The organism is Halotalea alkalilenta (assembly GCF_001648175.1).
GTDB lineage: Bacteria > Pseudomonadota > Gammaproteobacteria > Pseudomonadales > Halomonadaceae > Halotalea > Halotalea alkalilenta_A.
This window is the reverse complement of the sequence record NZ_CP015243.1, coordinates 1,571,513-1,588,909: the sequence shown is the minus strand read 5'-3', so window position 1 is coordinate 1,588,909 and position 17,397 is coordinate 1,571,513. Positions and strand designations below refer to the sequence as shown.

Annotated in this window: 17 protein-coding genes; 5 read left to right on the top strand and 12 right to left on the bottom strand. The window is 64.9% G+C overall.

Features of this window, described 5'->3' with window-relative positions:
* Positions 1–243 carry a helix-turn-helix transcriptional regulator gene (locus A5892_RS20990; RefSeq protein WP_411431760.1) on the top strand — a complete coding sequence of 81 codons (243 nt, stop codon included), beginning with the start codon at positions 1–3 and terminating at the stop codon, positions 241–243.
* A gap of 108 nt (positions 244–351) precedes the next feature.
* Here A5892_RS20990 and A5892_RS06970 read toward each other — a convergent pair whose 3' ends face one another.
* The 5 genes from A5892_RS06970 to guaB all read right to left on the bottom strand — a co-directional run bounded on the left by A5892_RS06970 (position 352) and on the right by guaB (position 5,997).
* Positions 352–876, bottom strand: coding sequence for a helix-turn-helix transcriptional regulator (locus A5892_RS06970; protein WP_064122191.1), 525 nt, complete (start codon positions 874–876; stop codon positions 352–354).
* A gap of 3 nt (positions 877–879) precedes the next feature.
* Positions 880–1,149, bottom strand: a complete 270-nt coding sequence (locus A5892_RS19755; RefSeq protein WP_082890313.1) for a hypothetical protein — start codon at positions 1,147–1,149, stop codon at positions 880–882.
* Between the two features lie 157 nt (positions 1,150–1,306).
* Positions 1,307–2,563: a tyrosine-type recombinase/integrase gene (locus A5892_RS06965; protein ID WP_064122190.1), complete on the bottom strand. Its 1,257-nt coding sequence runs from the start codon at positions 2,561–2,563 to the stop codon at positions 1,307–1,309.
* A 299-nt stretch (positions 2,564–2,862) separates the two neighbouring features.
* Positions 2,863–4,437 carry a glutamine-hydrolyzing GMP synthase gene (guaA, locus tag A5892_RS06960; protein ID WP_064122189.1) on the bottom strand — a complete coding sequence of 525 codons (1,575 nt, stop codon included), beginning with the start codon at positions 4,435–4,437 and terminating at the stop codon, positions 2,863–2,865.
* A gap of 93 nt (positions 4,438–4,530) precedes the next feature.
* Positions 4,531–5,997, bottom strand: coding sequence for an IMP dehydrogenase (guaB, locus tag A5892_RS06955; RefSeq protein ID WP_064122188.1), 1,467 nt, complete (start codon positions 5,995–5,997; stop codon positions 4,531–4,533).
* Positions 5,998–6,387: 390 nt separating this feature from the next.
* On the opposite strand from guaB, the gene xseA reads away from it, so the two are divergent.
* Positions 6,388–7,770: an exodeoxyribonuclease VII large subunit gene (gene xseA, locus A5892_RS06950; RefSeq protein WP_082890312.1), complete on the top strand. Its 1,383-nt coding sequence runs from the start codon at positions 6,388–6,390 to the stop codon at positions 7,768–7,770.
* Positions 7,771–7,847: 77 nt separating this feature from the next.
* On the opposite strand, the gene A5892_RS06945 is transcribed toward xseA, so the two are convergent.
* The 5 genes from A5892_RS06945 to A5892_RS06925 all read right to left on the bottom strand — a co-directional run bounded on the left by A5892_RS06945 (position 7,848) and on the right by A5892_RS06925 (position 13,451).
* Positions 7,848–8,444, bottom strand: coding sequence for a hypothetical protein (locus A5892_RS06945; protein WP_064122187.1), 597 nt, complete (start codon positions 8,442–8,444; stop codon positions 7,848–7,850).
* Positions 8,445–8,452: 8 nt separating this feature from the next.
* Positions 8,453–9,988, bottom strand: coding sequence for a HAMP domain-containing sensor histidine kinase (locus tag A5892_RS06940; protein ID WP_064122186.1), 1,536 nt, complete (start codon positions 9,986–9,988; stop codon positions 8,453–8,455).
* Between the two features lie 28 nt (positions 9,989–10,016).
* Positions 10,017–11,330 (bottom strand): amino-acid N-acetyltransferase, encoded by a 1,314-nt coding sequence (gene argA, locus A5892_RS06935; RefSeq protein WP_064124355.1) that lies wholly within the window; start codon positions 11,328–11,330, stop codon positions 10,017–10,019.
* A gap of 91 nt (positions 11,331–11,421) precedes the next feature.
* Positions 11,422–12,684: an inorganic phosphate transporter gene (locus A5892_RS06930; protein ID WP_064122185.1), complete on the bottom strand. Its 1,263-nt coding sequence runs from the start codon at positions 12,682–12,684 to the stop codon at positions 11,422–11,424.
* Positions 12,685–12,770: 86 nt separating this feature from the next.
* Positions 12,771–13,451 (bottom strand): TIGR00153 family protein, encoded by a 681-nt coding sequence (locus A5892_RS06925; protein ID WP_064122184.1) that lies wholly within the window; start codon positions 13,449–13,451, stop codon positions 12,771–12,773.
* 86 nt (positions 13,452–13,537) lie between these two features.
* Between A5892_RS06925 and A5892_RS06920 the strand changes: the two genes are divergently transcribed.
* A complete protein-coding gene (locus A5892_RS06920; protein WP_064122183.1) occupies positions 13,538–14,443 on the top strand; it encodes a CYTH domain-containing protein in 906 nt (301 codons plus the stop codon).
* Between the two features lie 12 nt (positions 14,444–14,455).
* Here the strand turns inward: A5892_RS06920 and A5892_RS06915 are convergent, their stop codons facing one another.
* Both A5892_RS06915 and A5892_RS06910 read right to left on the bottom strand, forming a co-directional pair.
* Positions 14,456–15,076, bottom strand: a complete 621-nt coding sequence (locus tag A5892_RS06915; protein ID WP_064122182.1) for an L-threonylcarbamoyladenylate synthase — start codon at positions 15,074–15,076, stop codon at positions 14,456–14,458.
* Positions 15,073–16,038 (bottom strand): PHP domain-containing protein, encoded by a 966-nt coding sequence (locus A5892_RS06910; RefSeq protein ID WP_064122181.1) that lies wholly within the window; start codon positions 16,036–16,038, stop codon positions 15,073–15,075. Before A5892_RS06910 ends, A5892_RS06915 begins: the two co-directional genes overlap by 4 nt.
* A 254-nt stretch (positions 16,039–16,292) precedes the next feature.
* Here A5892_RS06910 and A5892_RS06905 point away from each other — a divergent pair, with 254 nt between their 5' ends.
* Together A5892_RS06905 and A5892_RS06900 are read left to right on the top strand one after the other, a co-directional pair.
* Positions 16,293–16,871: a septation protein A gene (locus tag A5892_RS06905; protein WP_064122180.1), complete on the top strand. Its 579-nt coding sequence runs from the start codon at positions 16,293–16,295 to the stop codon at positions 16,869–16,871.
* Positions 16,871–17,170, top strand: coding sequence for a YciI family protein (locus A5892_RS06900; RefSeq protein WP_064122179.1), 300 nt, complete (start codon positions 16,871–16,873; stop codon positions 17,168–17,170). Before A5892_RS06905 ends, A5892_RS06900 begins: the two co-directional genes overlap by 1 nt.
* The last annotated feature ends 227 nt before the right edge of the window (positions 17,171–17,397 follow it).

Sequence of the window (17,397 nt, the reverse complement as noted above, 5' to 3'; positions counted from 1 at the left end):
ATGAAAGACAAGCAACAGCACCTGCCACAGCTAGGTACGGCGGCTTATGAAGAATTACCGCAGCTCGTAACGAAACCCCCACTCCCCTTTCGCAGAACAATCCGCCGACAGGAGCTGCACCAGATCGTGCCCTTGGCCGAAACAACAATCTACCATATGGAACGCCGGGGTGAATTCCCGCGTCGCTTCAATCTCACCCCGATGTGTGGTGTGGGATCTAGAGGAAGTAGAAGCCTGGATTGAGGAGCGCAAGCGACAGTCCCGATCAGGAAAAGCAGCCCCCGCTCCGGGACCGGACGTGAGGCAACGTATCGCCCGTCCGGTCCGCTGCCGCGACAACTGAACGTCTGACTATGCGGTTAGCAGTTCCATGCCCCCGTGATCACGCACCGGATGACGAACCGCCTCCTTGGTGATATTCACTTCCAACGCCACTTTCGCCGCTTCCAGTACGCCAACATCTATTTGGTAGCCCCCTCGTGCCTTGAGCCAGTCAAGCACTTCTGCGAGATGCCAGATCGAGGCGCTACCTTCGTGAACCGGCACGGGAAACGTCGCTCGGTGGGCAAGCATCAATTTCCGCATTGCCTGTCGGGAAACGCCCACGATGTCCGCCACATCCGTCAAACCAACAAGGTCTGGCGAGGCCTCGATCAGGCGCGCTGAAGGAACGGCACTTTTGACATCGGCCAGGGCGGTGCGAACCGCCTCCTCAGCACTACCCGCCTCGCGGGAGAACTCCAGTGCCAGGCGACCCGGCTGCCCCACGCCCACCAGGGCATCATCACAACCGGCGGCGCCCAGATGCTCCACCAGCGCATCCAGGTCACTGTCGTGGTCAGCCAACTGGTACTTCAGGGTAAAGATGTATTCCATAGCTCAATCCTCCGATCCCGTCTCGCTCAGGCGCTTGTGAGTGGAACATTTGTCCACCACCCTGCGAAGCGCCCGGGCGTGGCTGCCGAGATTTCTCGGTGTACTCCACACACTCGCGATACAGAACTCACCGCAGCGGCATTCATCGTCATTGTAGGGGCAGTAGATCTTGCCCCAGGCATGACCACCGCCCACCTCAACTCGCCAGCCTTCCTCTTCTGCATGCTTGATCGCGGCTTCAATCTCTTTCTTCGGGTGTGATGGACGAGTCATTCCTTGCCTCCAGTATGGGAATGACACCCAAGGTTGTCAAGTGACAACCTTGGGTCATGAGACGCCTCCCTTGAGCCGCCCTGCAGGTCCACAGAATGGCCAATGCCAGCACATCGTACCGACACCAGGAAGCCAACGATCACCATATTAGCGATACTCATACCGATGCCTTCAATGCCGGCACTGACATGCTTTCCGGCATCAGGGACGGAACGTAGCTCCCCCCTTCCGCCCAGGCATCGATCATATTGGCCCACTCCTGCAGCATATGCCGACGCTGCTCGGCATACTCCGCCTTGTTGTACACCGCCCGCGAGGAGCGGCCATCTTCATGGGCCAGGGCCTTCTCGATCCAGTCGCGATTGAAGCCGACTTCATTGAGCAGCGTGGAGCCGGTGCGACGCAAATCGTGAACGGTGAAGGGTTCCAGCGGCAGCCCCTTTTTCCGCGCCTGCTCCGAAACCTTCAGAGTCACCCGATTCAGCGTGCCCATGGACATGCACTGGTCGCCGTCATAGCGAGCCGGCAGCAGGTACTTGGAGCCACCGGCGCAGGTCTTTAGCGCTACAAGGATGTCTAATGCCTGCCGGGACAGGTAGACGTTGTGGGGAAAACGGCGCTTCATCCGCTCCTTGGGAATGCTCCATACCCCGGCCTCAAAGTCCACTTCTTCCCAGGTCGCCTTGAGCAACTCCCCCTTCCGCACCAGGGTTAACAGGATTATGCGCAGCGCCAGTCGAATGGTCGGCGATGTGGGGATGGTTTCCATCTCATGGATCATCAGACGAATTTCAGCGGGAGACAGCGCCCGGTCCTTCGGTGCGAAGGTTGCAATAGACGATGGGCTCACTTCGTCAGCCGGATTGGCCACCTTCTCACCGTGCATGATGGCGTGCGCATAGACCTGCTTCACGATATCGCGGACATGGATGGCGGTTGCCGGCGCCCCGCGCTTCTTCACCTTCATGCACAGCGCCCGGAGATCGTCTGGGGTGATTTCCGCCAACAGCCGGTTCTTGAAGACCGGCAGGATATCGCGATCGACGATGTGCTTGCGCATGGCTCTGGTGCTGTCGGCCATGCCGGAGGCCTCCATCCATACACCGGTGAATTCGGCGAAGGTCTTCGCACGGGATAGGCGACGTTTCTCCCGTTGTTTCTCCTGAGCGGGAGAACGGCCCTCGGCCACCACCTTGCGAGCATCCAATAGACGCTCACGCGCCAGGGCCAAGGAAATACCGCCCGGCCCGTAACGGCCCAGAGTGAGGGTTTCACGGCGGCCGTTGAGGCGATAGTCGTAGCGGAAGGTGATGGTGCCGGTTTTCGACACCGTCACGTACATACCATCGCGGTCGGCAACCTTGTAGGTGGCAGCTTTGGGCTTGAGTTTGCGTAGCGCTGTATCGGTCAACATGTCAGGGACTCTCCTGTGTTTGCGGTTGATTACCGTCAAGGGTCAGGAGCCCTGATGATGTCCCTAACTCCTTGTTATCAAAAGAAGTCAGGGCGTAGTTTTACCGTCATGCTGAAAATAGCCATGACGGTAAACGGGAGAGTCTTGCTTCGAGGGATTTGCGATACCGTCGCTTTTACCGGTAGGTGTTCCTGCTTGCCGCCGATAGCCACCGATAGGTAATGCGACGTAAATTCATAAAAATCATGATTTTACGCCGATTTTCCAATTGCTATCGATAGTCCCTGAAAGACGTATTTTCACTCCCACTCAATCGTCGCCGGCGGTTTGCTCGAGACGTCGTAGGCGACGCGGGAGATCCCTTCGATTTCGTTGATGATCCGGTTGGAGACTTTCTCCAGCAGTTCATACGGCAGGTGCGCCCAGCGGGCGGTCATGAAGTCGATGGTTTCGACTGCGCGCAGCGAGACGACCCATTCGTAGCGGCGGCCGTCGCCGACGACGCCGACGGATTTGACCGGGAGAAAGACGACGAAGGCTTGGCTGGTCTTGTCGTACCAGCCGGATTTGCGCAGTTCTTCGATGAAGATCGCGTCGGCTTCTCGGAGGATGTCGGCGTATTCCTTCTTCACTTCGCCGAGGATGCGTACGCCGAGGCCTGGGCCGGGGAAGGGGTGGCGGTAGACCATGTCGTGCGGCAGGCCGAGTTCGAGGCCGATCTTGCGCACTTCGTCCTTGAACAGTTCGCGCAGCGGTTCGACCAGCTGCATCTTCATCGTCTCGGGCAGGCCGCCGACGTTGTGGTGCGATTTGATCACGTGGGCCTTGCCGGTCTTGGTCGCGGCGGATTCGACCACGTCGGGGTAGATGGTGCCTTGGGCGAGGAAGTCGACGTCGGTGAGCTTCTCGGCTTCGCTGTCGAATACGTCGATGAAGGTGTTGCCGATGATCTTGCGCTTGGCTTCGGGGTCGTTGACGCCGGCGAGCTTGTCGAGGAACAGGTCCTCAGCGTCGACGCGGATCACCTTGACCCCCATGTGGGCGGCGAAGGTTTCCATCACCTGGTCGCCTTCGTTCTTGCGCAGGAGCCCGTTGTCGACGAATACGCAGGTGAGCTGGTCGCCGATCGCTTGGTGGAGGAGGGCTGCGACCACGGAGGAGTCGACGCCGCCGGAGAGGCCGAGCAGCACCTTGCGGTCGCCGACCTGTTCGCGCACGCGGGCGATCTGGTCCTCGATGATCTTGGCCGGGGTCCAGTGCCGCTCGCAGCCGCAGATCTCGAGCACGAAGCGCTCGAGGATCCGCTGGCCCTGCAGCGAATGGGTCACCTCTGGGTGGAACTGCACGCCGTAGAAGTTCTTCTCCTCCCAGGCCATCGCCGCGATCGGGCAGCTCGGGGTCGAAGCGGTGACGGTGAACTGGGCGGGAGCTTCGCCGACCTTGTCGCCATGGCTCATCCACACGTCGAGCAGCGGCTTGCCGTCGTCGCTCAGGTGATCCTTGATCCCCTTGAGCAGACGGTCTTCTACATCGACGCGAATCTGGGCGTAGCCGAACTCACGCACGTTGGAGCCGATGGTGCGTCCACCCAGCTGCTCGGCCATGGTCTGCAGGCCGTAGCAGATGCCGAATACCGGCAGCCCCAGCTCGAATACGCACTCGGGGGCGCGGGGCGAGCCGAGTTCGGAGACCGACTCGGGGCCGCCGGAGAGGATGATGCCGTTGGGATTGAAGGTGCGGATCTCGCTTTCGCTCATGTCGAAGGCGTGGATCTCGCAGTAGACCCCGATCTCGCGCACCCGGCGGGCGATCAGCTGGGTATATTGCGAGCCGAAGTCGAGGATCAGGATCTTGTGGGCATGGATGTCGGTCATGTCGGGGTCCGGTGCGTCGGCGTGTTCAGGGAATTGGCGCGAATTATAAAGAGAAAAGCGCCCGCTCGGGCGCTTGTTCTCGAGGGCCTTGGCTCAGCCCACTCGGTAGTTGGGCGCTTCCTTGGTGATCTGCACGTCATGGACGTGGGATTCGGCGAAGCCGGCGGCGCTGATCTTGACGAACTGCGGCTTGGTGCGCATCTCTTCGATGTCGTGGCTGCCGGTGTAGCCCATCGAGGCACGCAGCCCGCCCATCAGCTGGTGGACGATCGCGGTCATCGCGCCCTTGTAGGGCACTCGGCCTTCGATGCCTTCCGGCACCAGCTTCTCGACCCCTGCGTCCTTGTCCTGGAAGTAGCGGTCCGACGAACCTTGGCTCTGCGACATCGCGCCCATCGAGCCCATCCCGCGATAGGCCTTGTAGGTACGGCCCTGGAACAGCTCGACCTCTCCCGGCGCTTCCTCGGTGCCGGCGAGCAGCCCGCCGACCATGACGCAGTTGGCGCCGGCGACGATCGCCTTGGCGATGTCACCGGAGAAGCGGATGCCGCCGTCGGCGATCAGCGGGATGCCGTAGCTTTCGAGCGCCTCGGCCACATCGGACACCGCGGTGATCTGCGGCACGCCGACGCCGGCGACGATGCGGGTGGTGCAGATCGAGCCCGGGCCGATGCCGACCTTGACCCCATCGACGCCGGCCTCGGCGAGCGCCTTGGCGGCTTCCGCGGTCGCGATATTGCCACCGATCACCTGGATCTGCGGAAAGTGCTGCTTGACCCAGCGCACCCGGTCGAGCACGCCCTGGGAGTGGCCATGGGCGGTGTCGACCACCACCACATCGACACCGGCTTCGGCGAGCGCGGCGATGCGATCGGCGGTCTCCGGGCCGGTGCCGACCGCGGCGCCGACCAAAAGGCGACCGTCGGCGTCCTTGGCCGCGTGCGGATAGGTACGGGCTTTCTCGATGTCGCGTACGGTGACCAGACCGACCAGGCGTTCACCATCGACCACCAGGATCTTCTCGATCCGATGCGCCTGGAGCTTGCTCTTGATCACTTCGAGCGACGTCCCCTGGGGAACGGTGACCAGCTTCTCGCGCGGGGTCATGATCGCCGAGACCTCGTCGCCGGCATCCGGCAGGAAGCGCATGTCACGGCCGGTGACGATGCCGACCAAGCGCTCTTCGTCGATCACCGGGAAGCCGGAGAAGCCGTACTCGTCGGCCATCGCCAGCAGCTCCTTGAGCTTGAGCTTGGGACTGACGGTGACCGGATCCTTGACGATCACGCTCTCGTGCTTTTTGACCTTGCGCACTTCCAAGGCCTGCTGGCCGATCCCCATGTTCTTGTGGATGATCCCGAGACCGCCCTCCTGCGCCATCGCGATCGCCAGGCGCGCTTCAGTGACGGTGTCCATCGCCGAAGAGAGCAGCGGGATGTTGAGCGTGATGTTCTTGGTCACACGGGTCTTGAGGCTAACGTTCTTCGGCAGCACGTCGGAGTAGCCGGGTACCAGTAATACGTCATCGAACGTAAGAGCTTCTTGGGCTATACGTAGCATCTTGGCGGTCCAGGTTGGGGTTGCGATGAGGATGTCGAGCTAGGGCTTCGATCGCTGCGTGCGCCATCGTGGCGTACAGCGTCGTCGTGAATGCTTGCGGGGGCCGAAACCAGTGAGCCGGTCGACTCCCAGGACGAATGCGTCCGCGAAAGTGACCGGCTCAATGAAGCCTCGATACTGCCGCCGGGGCGGTGGCGCTTGCCGGCCGGCTTCTCCCCTTGCTCCCCTCCCTCCCCGCAGCCACCCACCCCGAGCCGTGCCGGGCAGTGGAAAGCGGTGGAGGAAGGCCGAGGGATGCATAGGCGTCTTCGGTGTAAAAGTTAATCGCGAATTATATCCAAGCAGGCTTACCGCTACAATCATCCCATCCACTTTCGACTCGGTGCGTCCATGCCTTCCTCGTTTCTCGACCGCTTCCGCGATCCCCAAGCCTCGGACGACAAGCCCGACGACGGCATCGAGGCGATCAGCGTCACCGAGCTCAACCAGCGCGCGCGGCTGATGCTCGAGCGCGGCTTCGGCAGCTGCTGGGTCGAGGGCGAGATCTCCTCGCTCTCGCAGCCAAGCTCCGGGCACGCCTACTTCACCTTGAAAGACGAGCTCGCCCAGGTGCGCTGCGCGCTGTTCCGCCAGCGCGCGCGGTTCGTCTCGAGCCCGCTGCGCGAAGGCCAGCAGGTCCAGATACGCGCCCAGGTCTCGCTGTTCGAGCCGCGCGGCGACTACCAGCTGATCGTCGAGTCGGTGCGCGAAGCGGGCAAAGGCGCCTGGCTCGCCGCGCTGGAGAAACTCAAGGCCAGGCTCGCGGAGGAAGGGGTGTTCGCCAACGCCCGGGCACTGCCCTACCCGCCCAAGCACCTGGCGGTGATCAGCTCTCCCACCGGTGCGGCGATCAGGGACGTATTGAGCGTGCTGCGCGCGCGCTGGCCGTGGGTGAAGGTCCACCTGCTGCCGGTGCAGGTCCAGGGCGAGCAGGCCGCCGGGCAGATCGTCGCGGCCCTTGGCCTTGCCAACCGCGACCAGCGCTTCGACGCCATCCTGGTCACCCGCGGCGGCGGCAGCCTGGAGGATCTGTGGTGTTTCAACGACGAGCGGGTGGCGCGGGCGATCTTCGCATCCCGCCTGCCGGTGGTCTCGGCGGTGGGCCACGAGGTCGACACCACGCTCGCCGACTTCGCCGCCGACCTGCGCGCGCCGACGCCGTCCGCCGCCGCCGAGCGCCTCGTCCCGGATCAGCGCGATATCCGCCGCCGCCTGGTGCAGCTGGCCAACCAGCTGCTGCGCGCCAACCGCGCGCGCCTGGACACTCTGCACCAGAGGGTCGACTACCTCAGCGCACGGCTGCGCCACCCCGGCGAGCGGCTGCGCGAACAGCGCAGCCGACTGGAAGCGCTCGAGGGGCGCATGCAACGCGCCCAGAGCCGCCGGCTGGCCGAGGAGAGGAGCAGGCTGGAACAGCTCGCAGCGCGACTGGCCCGCCAGCCGCCAAGCCGAAGGCTGACCGAGCAGCGCCAGCGGCTCGGGGTGCTCGAGACCCGGCTCGAGCGTGCCGGGGGTAAAACGCTCGAACGGGTTCAGCAACGCTTCGATACGCTGATCCAGCGCCTCGACGTCGCAAGCCCCCTGGCCACCCTGAGGCGCGGCTATGCGGTACTCGAAGATGACCAGCACCGCGTGGTACGGCGGGCAGATGAAGTCAGTCCGGGTCAGCGGCTGACCGCGCGGCTAAGCGACGGCAGGCTCGCGCTCGAGGTCAAGCAGCGATTGAAGGAGTGAAGCGCAAGATCAAAGCCCCGCGCCCGGTCTCCCGGGCGGGGGCTGGCACAGTCTCGATCGTTCGAGCGGGAGCTGGTCTATTCGCCGTAGCGGCGATTCATCATCGCCTCGATGTTGGCCAGGGCATCGAGCTTGCGCCTGAGCTCGGCGTTCTCCTGCTCGAGCGCCGCGATACGCGCCGCGGCCTGCTCCACTCCCGGGCCAGTGGCGCTGGCCGCAGGCGTGGCCTGAACAGGCGCGCGACCAGCGACGGGCGCGTTGGCCGCCGCCAGGCGCTCGCCCAGATCGTCCTGCCACAGCTGCAGCAGCGGGCGCAGCGACTGCGGCGCCTGCTCCAGCGCTTCGGCGTAGAGCCTGCGCGCCTCGGCAAGCCGCGAGGGATCGCTCGACCAGGTGAAGGCGACCGCGCGTACCAATCGGTCACGGCTGGTGGAGCTCGCCAACCGCTGAGCGATCGTCGAGCGCCAGGATTCGCTGGCTTCCTGCGACTGGTCGGCGAAGGCTATCCAGTGATGCACCAGGCACTGGTTCTCGACCAGAGTCGGTACGCTCGACAGCGCGCAGTTGGAAAGATTGGACGGACCCGAGAGCGTCTGACACCCGCCGAGCAGCAATCCGCCCCCTAGCAGGCCGGCAACGATCAGCGGTGCGCGGAGGATACGGCGGAAGGACATGGGAGAATTCATCCCGAACTGTTGGTGGTCTGGGCGATGCCTTCATCGGCGGCGCGCGCGGCGGGTTCGATCGGCTGGGTACGCTGGCCCGCATCGGCCATCGGCAGGGTCAGGCGAAAGCAGACATCCTCCTCGGCATCGTCGACCAGCACTAGGCTGCCGTGCTGGATGGCGGCGCTCTCCGCCGCGACCGAGAGGCCGATCCCCGAGCCCTTGAGCGGTCCCTTGCGCCGTATCCGCCCCTGGTAGAAGGGCTCGAACAGATGGTCGCGGTCCTGTTCGCTGATCCGCTCGCCGCTGTTGGCGACCTCGACGTAGAGCATGCGCTCGTCGTTCCAGGCGCGAACCCAGAGAGACCCGTTGTCGGCCCCGTAGGCGATCACATTGGAGATCAGGTTGTCGATGATCCGACCGGTGCGGATCCTGTCCGCTTGCCAATATACCGGCCTGCGTGGGACATCGATGCTCAGGCCCTTGCTTTCGAACGCGAGGCGGTGCTTGCCGATGACCTCGTGAATCAATGTTACTACGTCAAAACGTGTCACCGTAAGTGTACGATTGTGCTGTACCAGATTGTAATCGAGCAGCTGCTCGATCAGCGTCTGCAGCTCGGCGCTGCTGTCGTCGATCAGCAGCACTATCTCGCGCTGACGCTTGCCCAGCGAGCCGACCACGCCGTCCGCGAGCAGCCCCGTCCCTTCGCGAATCGCCGCCAGCGGCGTCTTCAACTCGTGGGACATATGGCGCAGGAAGGTGCGCTTTTGCGCTTCGAGCTCGTCGAGCCGCTCGCCGAGCCAGTCGAGCCGGCGACCGAGGGCGACCAATTCGGCGGGCCCTTTGATCTCCTCGACGCTTTCACGCCGGTGGCTACCGAGCGAGAGGATCCGCCGCTCGAGCTGGCGGATCGGGCGGATGATCCTCCAGGTGAAGAACAAAATCGCCGCCAGGGTCAACCCCAGGGTGACCGCGAGCTTGAGCCACAGGTCGGAATAGATCGTACCCGCGCGCTCACGCATCGCCTCGAGGCGGGTATCGACAAGGTTGTTGGTGACGATACCGAGCTCGTCGACGCCGCCGGCGAAGGCCGGGAAACGAGCGAGCAGCGCCTGCTGCTGGTCGCGCTCGAGCTCGGGAAACTCGCGCAGTTCGGCAAGCAGACCGCGCAGCGGGCTCTCGAGGCCGAGGCTTCCGAGCCGCGCCACTTGAAGATCGAACAGCTGCTCGAAGCGCGCCATACGGTCACGATAAACATCGAGCAGCTGGGGCTCCTCGAGCACTTCGTACTGGCGCGCGGCACGCTCCATTTCCGAGGTGAGGTTGATCAACGCCCTCGCCCGACGAGTATCGTCCACCGCCTGGCGAGCGCTCGAGTCGGCCAGCGCCGAGAGCTCCGAGATCGCCTGCCCCGCCTGATAGATCAGCACCATCACCGGCAGCATCGCCACCGCGAAGCCGAGCAGCACGAGGCGCAACAGTGAACGGCCGCGATGGCGCGGTAGCGTCGAAGACTGCTTGGCTGAATCGGCACTCTGGGCGACTTTCATCATCGACCTCCCTGTGGCCCCGAGGAGTTCAATCCAGGGCTTTGATCAGCACCTTGGAGTTTCGCGCCACGTTATAGACCACACGTCGCGTATCGGGCAGCTCCTTCGGCGCGCCGAGGCGAAAACCGCGCTCGAGGAACCAGTGGCTGGTGTGGGTAGTGAGCGCGAACAGCGCCTGGTAGCCGCGCCGGCGCGCCTCATCTTCGACTGCGCGCAGCAGCAGGTCGCCGCGCTCTCCACCGCGATAGTCCTGGTGCACCACCGCGCAGGCGAGCTCGCCCATCCGAGCCTCGTCGAAGCGATGCAGCGCGATGCAGCCGATCACCATGCCGTCGCGGACGATCACCCGGTAATCGTCGATCTGCTGTTCGAGCCGCTCGCGCGAACGCGGGATCAAAACGCCCTTCTCCTCCAGCGGAAGCATCAGTTCCAGCATTCCGCCGATATCCTCGAGTCGCGCCGGGCGCAGCTGTTCGTAGCGCTCATGGGTGATCATCGTGCCCACCCCATCACGGGTGAACAGCTCACCGAGCAGCGCATCGCGATCACGCCAGGAGAGCAGGTGAGTGCGGGCGACCCCCTGGCGCGCGGCGGCGCAGGCGGCATCGAGCTGGCGGGCCAGCTCCGGCTGGGCGACGCGGTCGAAGTGCACCGCCTCGGCCTCCTGCGGGGTGAGTTGGCGCTTGAGTTCGCCTTGGGCATCGCTCAACCCATGGGCCTGACCGAGCAGGATCAGCTTGTCGGCCCTGAGTTCCACCGCCACGCAGCGGGCGACGTCGGCGGCATCGAGATCGAACACCTCGCCGGTGCTGGAATGACCGAGCGGCGGCACGATCACCAGCGCCCGCTGGTCGAGCAGCCTGCGGATAGCGTCGGCGCGCACCCGGCGCACCTCGCCACTGCGCGAGAAATCGACCCCCTCGCGCACCCCCAGCGGCTTCGCCATCACCAGGTTGCCGCTCACCGCGGTGATCTCGAGCCCATGCATCGGGCTGTTCGGCAGCCCCACCGAGAAGCGCGCTTCAAGTGCCAGCCGCAGCCGGTTGGCCTCAGCCTCGATCACCGTCATCGCATCGTCGTCGAGCACCTCTCGGCCCTGGAGCCGGCGCGGGTCGATACCCGCCTCGGCCAGCGCCGCACAGGCCTGGGCACGCACGCCGAACACCATCACCAAGCGCACGCCGAGGGTATGCAGCAGGGCGAGATCCTGGATTAAAGGCTCGCGGTGATCCTCTCGCAGCGCCTCGCCCTCGACCAGGACCACGAAAGTGCGACCGCGATGGGCGTCGATGTACGGCGCGCTACCGCGAAACCACTCGGCGAACTTGAAGGTGTCGTCCACTGCGAACTCCATGGCGATTGGGAGGACTGAGCCAATGCACGATCATCGAGTAACAGCCACGCGGCACGCAAGCAGCGCGCCGCGACGGCGCTCAGGTGAAAATGCCCTTGAAGGTGAAGAAGAACACGATGGACATCGCCGCGCCCGCCGGCAGGGTGATCAGCCAGGAGATCGCGATCGACCCGAGCACGCCGAGGTTGAGCGCGGCCATGCCGCGGGCGAGCCCGACGCCGAGGATCGCGCCGATCAGCGTCTGGGTGGTCGAGAGCGGCAGCCCGCTGACCGAGCCGAGCACCACGGTGCCGGCGGTGGCCAAGGTCGCGGCGAAGCCGCGGCTGGGGGTGAGCTCGGTGATCCCCGAACCGACCGTGGCGATCACCTTGTGACCATAGGTGACGAGGCCGAGCACGATCCCTACCCCACCGAGCACCAGCACCCAGTCGGGTACCTCGGTGGCGGCGGCGATATCGCCGCCGGTGGCGACCATATCGATGATCGCGACCATCGGCCCCACCGCGTTGGAGACGTCGTTGGAGCCGTGGGCGAAGGCCATCGCGCAGGCGGTGAACATCATCAGCACGCCGAAGATCCGCTCGACACTCGAGAAATCGAAGCGGTCCTCGGAGCTCTTGCGGAACACCATGCGATACAGCACCAGCTTGCCAATCAGCGCCACCAGCACGCCGAGCACCAGCGAGACCAGGAGTCCGGAAAGCGCATCCAGCGCAAGCACGCTCTTCAGCGCCTTGAACACCACCACCATCGCGATCATGAACCCGACCAGGAACATGTAGATCGGCACGTAGCGCTGCGCCGACTCGAGCGGGCGGTCGCGCTCGAGGATCAAGAACTGCACCGACTTGAACAACAAAAAGGCGCTCACCCCGGCGATCGCCGGGGCACCGATCCAGCTCAGGAAGATACCGCTGAGCAGGCCCCAATTGACCGAATGAACCCCGACGCCAACCACGCCGAAGCCCATGATCGCACCGACCAGGGTATGGGTGGTGGAGACCGGCCAGCCGCGGGTCGAGGCGATCACCAGCCAGATTCCGGTAGAGAGCAGCGCGCCGAGCATGCCGATCACGTAGAGGTCGGTGTCGCCGTTGAGCAGCGCCGGGTCGACGATGCCGCTGCGGATGGTCTCGGTGACCTGTCCACCGGCGAGCCAGGCACCGAGGAATTCGAAGATCACGGCGATCACGATCGCCTGGCGCAGGGTGATCGACTTGGAGCCCACCGAGGTGCCCATCGCGTTGGCGACATCGTTGGCGCCAACGCCCCAGGCGACGAACAGCCCCAGCACACAGGCGAGGATCACGAGGATCGAGCCGTATTCGGCAATCATGGTCATGAGCAAGAAGATCTACGGGCGTACCGAGGCACGCGTGGAACGGAGCGCTTCGTGGCGCAGTGGCTGGAAGCGGCGAGAAGGGATGCTTAGCGAGCCATCAGGATCTGCAATCGACCGCCGACGCGCTCGGCGCAGTCGGAGAGCTTTCCGATGCTTTCGATGATCTTGTAGAAGAACATCACATCGACCGGCGGCAGCTCGGCTTCGAGCCCGAACAGCTGGCGTCGCAGCGCGATCTGCTGCTGGTCGGCCCGATGCTCGTACTCGTGCAGTTCGCGAAGGTGACCGTCGAGCACGCTGGAAACGTTGCGCCCGAAGCCGGACTCGAGCAGCGAATCGAGCTCGGAGAGCGCCTTGCGCGCCTGGTGAACGGTGGCCACCGCGGTCTCGAGATACTCCTGCATGCCGGCGACCATCGGTTCGGGCGTGACCATCTGGCGCCCGAACATGATCCCGGCGATATCGCGCACCTTGTTGGCGACCTTGTCCTGGACGCTGACCAGCTCGAGCAGGTCGGAGCGCGATACCGGCAGGAACAGGGTGTTCGGCAGGTTGAGGCGCACCTGGGTCTTGAGCTCGTCGGCTGCGTTCTCGAGCTCGCTGATCCGCTCGCGCAGCTTGGCGGCAGCGCTCCAGTCGCCAGCGAGGGTCGCGGCATAGAACGGCAGCAACAGGTCAGCGCAGGCGGAGGTCTGCTTGATGTGTTCGAGCAGCGCCGTGAAGGGCGAGCGACCGAACAGCGAAGAGAAAGGATTGGGCGTGACCATTGGCGGCACTATCGATTGGGAATGGCGGCGCCAGTATATAAACTCGGCCCCTTCCCCGTCACCGAAAATCACCCTGGAGCCCGAACATGGCAGGCAAGGACGACACCCGCGGCGCCGATGAGGAGATCGAACTCAAGCTCGTTTTCGCGCCCGGCGGGCGCGAGGCACTGCTGCTGGATCCGCTGCTCGCCGCGCTCGTGCCGCGGCCGATGAGGCTCGGCAACCGCTACTACGACACCGCCGAGCGGGACCTGGAGCGCGCGCGCGCTGCCCTGCGACTGCGACAGGGCGAAGGCGACGCGGTGATCCAGACCCTGAAGAGCGCAGGCCATGGCGAAGGGGGTCTGAGCCGACGCGGCGAATGGCAGTGGCGGCTCAGCGAGATGCGTTTGGATCTCGACGTACTCGAAGCGCTCGCAGGCCAGGCTCCCAGCCTCGCTGCGCTGGCCGACCGCGCGCTGCTCGAGAGACTGCGGCCGGTATTCATCACCGACTTCGAACGCATCGCCTTCGATATCGAGCATCGCGGCGCGCTGATCGAGCTGGCGATCGATCATGGCACGATCGAGGTCGGCGAACAGCGAAGGTCCATCGACGAGCTGGAACTCGAACTCAAACGAGGTACGCCCGCCGCCCTCTGGAGCCTGGCCGAGCAGCTCGCCGAGCGGGTGGCGCTGCGTCCATCCAACGCAAGCAAAGCCAGCCGCGCCGCGGCGCTCGCCCATCCCCCCTCCGGCGCCGGCGCACTGCCCGACCGGGCCCCGGCGCTGTTCGAAGCGGCGATCGACGCCCTCGACCGCGCCGCCGATGCCCAAGCACCGCACGATGAGCTGGCCTTCGCGATCAGCGCACTGCGGCGGCTGGCGGATACCGCCGCCGAGCATGCCGAACGCGCCAACCGCTTGGCCGAGCGCCTGCAGCGCCACGGTGGCGTCCTCGATGCCGCCGGCGGCCGCGACGCCCTGGCACTGGCCCGGGCGCTGGCCGCCTAGCGCGCTTCAGCCTCATTCGAACGGCGTGGGATCCCCTTTGCCCCGGCGCAGCACGACCGGCGGCAGCTCGCGCAGGTCGACCACCGTGGTCGGCTCAAGCGAACAGGCGCCACCGTCGATCACCAGGGCGAGCTGGTGACCGAAGCGCTCGCGAATTTCCTCGGGATCGGTCATCGCCAGCTCCTCCCCCGGCGGAATCAAGGTCACGCTCATCAGCGGCATGCCCAACTCATCGATCAGCGCGCGGGCGATCGGATGCGACGGCACGCGCACGCCGATCGAGCGGCGCTTGGGATGAAGCAGGAGGCGCGGGACCTCGTTGGTGGCATTGAGGATGAAAGTGTAGGGACCAGGGGTGTGCGCCTTGAGCAGGCGGAACACCATGTTGTCGACCTTGGCGTAGGTGCCGATCTCGGACAGGTCGGCGCAGACCAGGGTGAAGTTGTGCTTGTCATCGAGCTCGCGCAGCCGCTTGATGCTCTCCACCGCACGCTTCTCGCCCAGCGAGCAGCCGAGCGCATAGCCCGAATCGGTGGGATAGGCGATCACCCCGCCTTGGCGAATGACTTCCACCGCCTGGCTGATCAGCCGCTTCTGCGGCGTCTCTGGGTGAATCTGGAGGAACTGGTTCATGCACTCGTCTCCTGGATTGAGCCTCGCGGGCGCCGCTCGTCGAACCATTCGGCCAGCCGCGGGTGGCGCCAGACCGGCGCCACCGAGCTGCTCGGCGGCGGGCTGTAGCGCCCTGGGGCCAAAGGCCCGCCCGGTGCGTGGAAGTCGCTGCCGAGCGATGCGTACATGCTTCGCTCACCGAGCAGCCGAGCAAGGTCGCGCCCGCGATCGGGATTCTGATAGCCGCTGACCAGCTCGGCGGCCTCGCCTCCCGCCGCGCTGAAGGCGTCGAGCAGCAGACCGAGGCGACGGCGGGTCAGCCCATAGCGTAGCGGATGCGCTAGCACGGCGACGCCGGAGGCTTGGCGAATCCACCCCACCACCTGCTCGAGCTCTGGCCACAGCGCCTTGATGTCGCCGAGTTTACCGGCGCCGAGAAAGCGCTTGAACGCCTGGGCCTGGTCGGCTACCAGCCCGGCCTCGACCATCGCACGGGCGAAATGCGGCCGCCCCACCGCCGCACGGCCACCGGCATGGCGCTGGGCGCGCGCCAAAGCGTCTTCGAGACCGAGCTTCTCGAGCCTGACGGCGATGCGCTCGGCGCGCTCACAGCGCGCGCGCTCGAGCAGCCTGAGCGCCTCGGCCATCGGCGAGCCCTCGACGAGCGCCTGCGCTTCACCGCCCGGCAGCAGGGCGACCACGTGGATGCCGACGCCAGCCCATTGGGTCGAGAGCTCGACCCCGCAGAGCAGCGCGATGCCGTGGGCCTCGGCCGCCTGCCGCGCCTCGGCGACACCGTCGAGGGTGTCGTGATCGGTGAGTGCGGCCCAGCCCACCGCCTTGTCGGCGCAGAGCTTCATCAGTTGGGCAGGTGCAAGCGCCCCATCGGAGGCGATGGAGTGCATGTGCAGATCGATGCCACTGAGTTCGGGATGGAAACGTTCCGGCAGCGCCGCGAGGGGAAACGACTGGGTAGGGGTCATCTGCGATCGATTGGAAAGGGAACACCCGCCAACGGCAGGCATCCAAGTCTTGGCGCCGCACCTCATCCGCTGCTCGGGCCCGGCGATCAAAAGCCAGGCGAGTGAGTTCGACGGGAGTTTTGCCCGATACGGGTCCGAAGGTACGGCTCGAAAGGGTATAGTGACTGTCCGATTGATGCGCGGTCAAACCGCTTCGCAAACAACGACACCCGCACGGCAGCCAAACGCCCCGTGCCCGTGGAGAAATGCACGCAATGAAAATGTTGGTCGATTTCCTGCCGATCCTGGTGTTCTTCGTGGTCTACCACCTCACCAAGGATCTGGTCCTCGCCACTGCGGTACTGATCCCCGCAACGCTTTTGCAAGTGCTCTACACCTGGTGGCGCCATCGCCGGGTCGAGAAGATGCACCTGGTGACGCTGGCACTGGTAGTGGTGCTGGGCGGTGCCACCGTGATGCTCCAGGACGGCGAGTTCATCAAGTGGAAGCCAACGGTGGTCAACTGGCTGTTCGCCGTCGCTTTCTTGCTCTCGCCGCTGTGGGGCCGGGGCGACGGCGCCGGCAAGACCCTGGTCCAGCGGATGATGGAGAAGAGCGTGAGCCTGCCGGCCCAGGTCTGGTCGCGGCTCAATCTCGCTTGGGTCGGCTTCTTCGTCGCCCTCGGCGCGCTCAATGTGTTCGTCTTCACTTATTACAGCGAGGAGACCTGGGTCAACTTCAAGCTCTTCGGCATGCTTGGCCTGACCTTCTTGTTCGTCATCGCCCAAGGCCTCTACATGGCCCGCCATGCCGCGCATGGCGATGATCACCCACCGACGAAAGGAAACCAGTGATGCTCTACGCGATCATCAGTCAGGACGTCGAGGAGAGCCTCGAGAAACGCCGCGCCGCCCGGCCCGCCCACCTCGCCCGAATCGAGCGGCTGCGCGATGAAGGCCGGCTGGTACTCGCAGGCCCCCACCCCGCGGTCGACAGCCCCGATCCCGGCGCCGCCGGCTTTACCGGCAGCCTGGTGGTCGCCGAGTTCGCCTCATTGGCGCAGGCGCAGCAGTGGGCGGCCGAGGATCCCTACATGGATGCTGGTGTCTACGCCCGGGTGACGGTGAAGCCGTTCAATCGCGTCCTGCCCTGAAACCCCGCCATGCTTCTGCCTTGCTCCTGCCTGGCGCGAGGCAGGCTGAAATCAAGCGTCGCTATCGCGGCGCTTTTTTTATCCACGCATCAGTGCGAGTTAATGCACAGCTTCTGTGGATAACCTTGTGAAACCCGACCGGGATAACCTTCGCCATCTCATACCGCACGGCGCGGCGAAAAAACTGTCCATTTTTTGAGCACTTAGATTGAGGCCCAGGCCGAAGA

Coding starts and splice junctions, on each gene's coding strand:
- guaA (WP_064122189.1), bottom strand. CDS start 4,437: ATGACCGACATCCATGCCCACAAGATCCTGATCCTCGACTTCGGCTCG.
- A5892_RS06915 (WP_064122182.1), bottom strand. CDS start 15,076: ATGAACCAGTTCCTCCAGATTCACCCAGAGACGCCGCAGAAGCGGCTG.
- A5892_RS06925 (WP_064122184.1), bottom strand. CDS start 13,451: ATGGTCACGCCCAATCCTTTCTCTTCGCTGTTCGGTCGCTCGCCCTTC.
- A5892_RS06940 (WP_064122186.1), bottom strand. CDS start 9,988: ATGAAAGTCGCCCAGAGTGCCGATTCAGCCAAGCAGTCTTCGACGCTA.
- A5892_RS06945 (WP_064122187.1), bottom strand. CDS start 8,444: ATGTCCTTCCGCCGTATCCTCCGCGCACCGCTGATCGTTGCCGGCCTG.
- A5892_RS06905 (WP_064122180.1), top strand. CDS start 16,293: ATGAAAATGTTGGTCGATTTCCTGCCGATCCTGGTGTTCTTCGTGGTC.
- A5892_RS06920 (WP_064122183.1), top strand. CDS start 13,538: ATGGCAGGCAAGGACGACACCCGCGGCGCCGATGAGGAGATCGAACTC.
- A5892_RS06910 (WP_064122181.1), bottom strand. CDS start 16,038: ATGACCCCTACCCAGTCGTTTCCCCTCGCGGCGCTGCCGGAACGTTTC.
- A5892_RS20990 (WP_411431760.1), top strand. CDS start 1: ATGAAAGACAAGCAACAGCACCTGCCACAGCTAGGTACGGCGGCTTAT.
- guaB (WP_064122188.1), bottom strand. CDS start 5,997: ATGCTACGTATAGCCCAAGAAGCTCTTACGTTCGATGACGTATTACTG.
- A5892_RS06970 (WP_064122191.1), bottom strand. CDS start 876: ATGGAATACATCTTTACCCTGAAGTACCAGTTGGCTGACCACGACAGT.
- A5892_RS06900 (WP_064122179.1), top strand. CDS start 16,871: ATGCTCTACGCGATCATCAGTCAGGACGTCGAGGAGAGCCTCGAGAAA.
- xseA (WP_082890312.1), top strand. CDS start 6,388: ATGCCTTCCTCGTTTCTCGACCGCTTCCGCGATCCCCAAGCCTCGGAC.
- A5892_RS06930 (WP_064122185.1), bottom strand. CDS start 12,684: ATGACCATGATTGCCGAATACGGCTCGATCCTCGTGATCCTCGCCTGT.
- A5892_RS06965 (WP_064122190.1), bottom strand. CDS start 2,563: ATGTTGACCGATACAGCGCTACGCAAACTCAAGCCCAAAGCTGCCACC.
- A5892_RS19755 (WP_082890313.1), bottom strand. CDS start 1,149: ATGACTCGTCCATCACACCCGAAGAAAGAGATTGAAGCCGCGATCAAG.